The following is a 2,945-nucleotide window of genomic DNA, read 5'->3' as shown; positions in this document are numbered from 1 at the left end:
TTCTTCGGATAAATCTTGAATATTCAGGCATCTTTACAAACCTTAGCATTTTACAATAGTTATATGCTTTATAGTAATTCCCGTTAAAATCACTCACTGCAATATATCCTACTAAAAGAATCTCACTATTTGATACTTTTGCCCTGACATCGTCTTTTATCCCCATAATCTTTAAATATTCGTCAATTAAATAAAAAATTGTTATAATTCTTTGCTCCATAAAAAACCTCCCAAAGCTTTTTATGGAGCTCTATGCAATTTTTAATCCTTTCCCTACTAGCAATTTGGGTTAAAAATAAAGTTTTTTTTACTGAATTGTGAATTGAAAGTGATAATTTTTAACACTTCACCTTTTTTTACAGTTTCTTTTCCTTTGTTTAAAAGCATTAAAGAATTACTTTTTATTAAAGGAGTTAGCATTCCCGAGCCGTATTTATACCCGTTAAATACCTTCCATTCACCGTTTTCATAATATCCGAGTATTGTGTGGTCTTTTTTGGAATTTACTTTAAAATCGCTTTTGTTTTTGGCAATTACCGTTTGGAAATAATAATTACCGGCTCCTGAGAGTTTTCTTAATGTGGGAATTGCCAGTGCGAACGTATTTATATATGCGCTAAGAGGATTTCCGGGCATTGCAAAAACAAACGTGTTTTCCATAATTCCTGCCATTGTAGGACGTCCCGGTTTTACCATAATGCCGTGGAAAAATTCTTTTAATCCGTTTTGTTTAAAGGCTTCGTATAAAAAGTCCGCATCCCCGAAACTTATCCCTCCGCTTGTGATAATTACGTCGTATCGGTTTTTTAAGTTTTTAATATATCCCACTGTTTTTTCAAGGGAATCGGGAATTAGTCCAATTATGTCGCTTTCAAAGCCATGTTTTTTTAAAAGGGCTTGAATCGAGTATGAGTTTACGTTGTATATTTCCTCTTCATCCGCATTTTCCCAAGGTTCTTTCAGCTCGTTTCCGGTTGAAAGTATTGCGATTTTGAGCTTCGTATATATGGGTATGTTTACGATTCCCTGGCTTACGAGCATTGCTATGATTTCAGGAGTTACGGTTTCGCCTTTTTTTAGCAAAACTTCGCTTTTTTTTATTTCTTCTCCTTTAAGACGGACGTTTGAGCCTTTTTTTATTTCAGGGATTATTATATATTCGTCGGTGACTTCTTCGCATTTTTCAATCGGGATTACCGTATCTAGATTTTCAGGCACCCTCGCACCAGTCATAATTCGGACGCATTCATCCTCTTTTATTTCAAAATCTTCATATTTTTCACCTGCGTATATGGTTTTTATTACTTTTAGTTTTTTATTTGGTGAATGTTTAAAGGCAAATCCATCCATTGCCGAATTGGTGAAAACTGGGGAGTTTCTTCTTGCTATGATATCTTTTGCCAAAACCCTGTTTATTGCTTCATTTATGTAAATATTTTCGCTGATTTCTTTTGGTTTTGCGTTTTTCAGGCATAGCTCAAGCGCTTCGGAAAATGATATGTTATCTAAAACGGTCATTTTTTTCCTTTAAGTTTTTTTAAATAAAGCTCTTTAAAGCGTTTGTTTGCAAAATCCTGAATTTCCTCTTCAAGCTGTTTGTATACTTTTATATATTCTTTTGCTTTTTCGGTCAGTTTTGTTCCGCCTTTTACACCTTTTTCTAAAATTACAAGTTCGTCTTCAAGATTTTGCTGCAATATTTTAATATGATTCCAGGCTTTTTTGTAGTTTAAACCCATTTTTTCAGCCGCTTTTGCGATTGAGCCTTCTTTTTCGATAAGTTCTAAAATTTCCGTTTTTCCTTTTCCAAAAAGCAGATTTCCTTTATTGTCTTCTATCCATATTTTTGTTTTAATATATGCGCGGGGGCGTTTTTTTTCTCTGAAAACGCCTAATTCGCAGTATATTATATCAAATCCGTTATCTTTAATGGCACTTCTTACTTTTTTGAGGTTGTATTTTTCGGCAAGTTTTCTTGCGTCTTTGCAAAATACCCTGTTTTTCTCATCTGCTAATTTCTGAAGTTCGTCAATTATCTCTTTTTCGTAATTGTCGGTAAAATCAAGTTTTCCAAACTGCCCGAGCCCGCAATCGGTAATTCTTACACCCATTTCATCCGCCGTTTTTCCGACGATAATAGGCTCAACTCTAGCCTTTTTCGCAACCACGTAAGCTTTTGCACAGGTGAGTTTATTTTCTTCGTTTTTGTATTTTTCAATCAGCTCTTTTACTTTTTCCATTTTTTCTCCTTGATTTTTTATCCTGTTGCTTTTCAAATGTTCGGGTTTGCTTATTCTTAATTTTTGATTTTTCACTTTTTATTTTTCATTTTTCATTTTTCACTTTTAACTTTTAACTTTCAATGATTCTCCAGTCATGCGTATAAACATTCATTTTATCCCCCCTTGCAAATCCTACAAGCGTGAGATTAAACGTATCTGCTATTTTCGCCCCAAGACACGTTGTGGCGGTTCTTGAAATTAAAATAGGGATTTTGTGCATTACGGCTTTTACAATCATTTCACTGCTGAGCCTTCCGCTTACCATCATTATACCATCAGCCGGATTCAATCCCGCTAAGATTGCTTTTCCGGCTGCTTTATCCACTGTAGAATGTTGGGCAATATCTTCCGCGTCAAAATATGTGTTTTTATCAAAATAGAGTCTTGCCGTATGTACGCAGCCTGTCTGTTCGTAAAGGGGGCAGGAATTGTAAAATTTACTCATCTGTTTTGAAATTTCAAAAGGCGAGATTGTTCTTTGTGATTTGATTTTTTCGGCTTCAATTTGTGAAGGGTCTATGTTTAGGTTTGATGTGATGCTTTTGCCGCATCCGCTTACAATTATCGCTTCTTCATTGAGTTTTTCTATTTTTTTTGTGTCGGCTTTTGCCGTTACGTCAATTATAAGCCCGTCGTTTTTAAGTTCTATGTTTTCAATGTCTT

Annotated in this window: 3 protein-coding genes and 1 pseudogene; all 4 read right to left on the bottom strand. The window is 34.7% G+C overall.

Annotated elements, in window-relative coordinates:
• Positions 1-220: pseudogene (locus ACXJIE_RS03465) on the bottom strand (IS982-like element ISSude1 family transposase); the annotation flags it as partial.
• Positions 221-276: 56 nt separating this feature from the next.
• Positions 277-1,518 (bottom strand): molybdopterin molybdotransferase MoeA, encoded by a 1,242-nt coding sequence (locus ACXJIE_RS03460; RefSeq protein WP_456479587.1) that lies wholly within the window; start codon positions 1,516-1,518, stop codon positions 277-279.
• Positions 1,515-2,240 carry a winged helix-turn-helix domain-containing protein gene (locus tag ACXJIE_RS03455; RefSeq protein WP_456479586.1) on the bottom strand — a complete coding sequence of 242 codons (726 nt, stop codon included), beginning with the start codon at positions 2,238-2,240 and terminating at the stop codon, positions 1,515-1,517. The genes ACXJIE_RS03460 and ACXJIE_RS03455 overlap by 4 nt, the downstream gene beginning before the upstream one ends.
• A 112-nt stretch (positions 2,241-2,352) precedes the next feature.
• Positions 2,353-2,945: formate dehydrogenase accessory sulfurtransferase FdhD (locus tag ACXJIE_RS03450; RefSeq protein ID WP_456479585.1), on the bottom strand; the 593-nt coding region annotated here is incomplete at its 5' end.

It is taken from the genome of Nautilia sp. (assembly GCF_053994455.1).
This window is presented reverse-complemented; position numbering and strand designations above follow the sequence as displayed.